This is a genomic window from Ensifer sp. GW101-20A05 (assembly GCF_059424735.1).
The window spans coordinates 1-911 of sequence record NZ_JBWKZT010000053.1; the positions used below are offsets into that span (position 1 = coordinate 1).

Annotated in this window: 1 protein-coding gene; it reads left to right on the forward strand. The window is 60.3% G+C overall.

What is annotated here, in order from left to right; all coding sequences use genetic code 11:
* A partial coding sequence (gene tuf, locus AC070A_RS34615) for an elongation factor Tu (RefSeq protein WP_218374531.1) occupies positions 1–911 on the forward strand: 911 nt, incomplete at its 3' end.

Below are 911 nucleotides of genomic sequence, written 5' to 3' on the forward strand. Positions count from 1 at the left end.
ATGGCAAAGAGCAAATTTGAGCGCAACAAGCCGCACGTTAACATTGGCACGATTGGCCACGTTGACCATGGCAAGACGTCGCTGACCGCAGCGATCACGAAGTACTTCGGCGAGTTCAAGGCGTATGACCAGATCGACGCTGCGCCGGAAGAAAAGGCCCGTGGTATCACCATTTCGACGGCCCACGTTGAGTACGAGACGCCGAACCGTCACTACGCTCACGTTGACTGCCCCGGCCACGCCGACTACGTCAAGAACATGATCACCGGTGCCGCTCAGATGGACGGCGCGATCCTGGTTTGCTCGGCTGCTGACGGCCCGATGCCGCAGACCCGCGAGCACATCCTGCTCGCCCGCCAGGTTGGCGTTCCGGCAATCGTCGTGTTCCTCAACAAGGTCGACCAGGTTGACGACGCCGAGCTTCTCGAGCTCGTCGAACTCGAAGTTCGCGAACTTCTGTCGTCCTACGAATTCCCGGGCGACGACATTCCGATCATCAAGGGCTCGGCTCTTGCTGCTCTGGAAGATTCGGACAAGAAGATCGGCGAAGACGCGATCCGCGAGCTGATGGCTGCTGTTGACGCCTACATCCCGACGCCGGAGCGTCCGATCGACCAGCCGTTCCTGATGCCGATCGAAGACGTGTTCTCGATCTCGGGCCGTGGTACGGTTGTGACCGGTCGCGTTGAGCGCGGTATCGTCAAGGTCGGCGAAGAAGTTGAAATCGTCGGCATCCGCGACACGTCGAAGACGACGGTTACGGGCGTTGAAATGTTCCGCAAGCTGCTCGACCAGGGCCAGGCCGGCGACAACATCGGCGCGCTGATCCGTGGTGTTAACCGTGACGGCGTTGAGCGTGGCCAAATCCTGTGCAAGCCGGGTTCGGTCAAGCCGCACAAGAAGTTCATGGC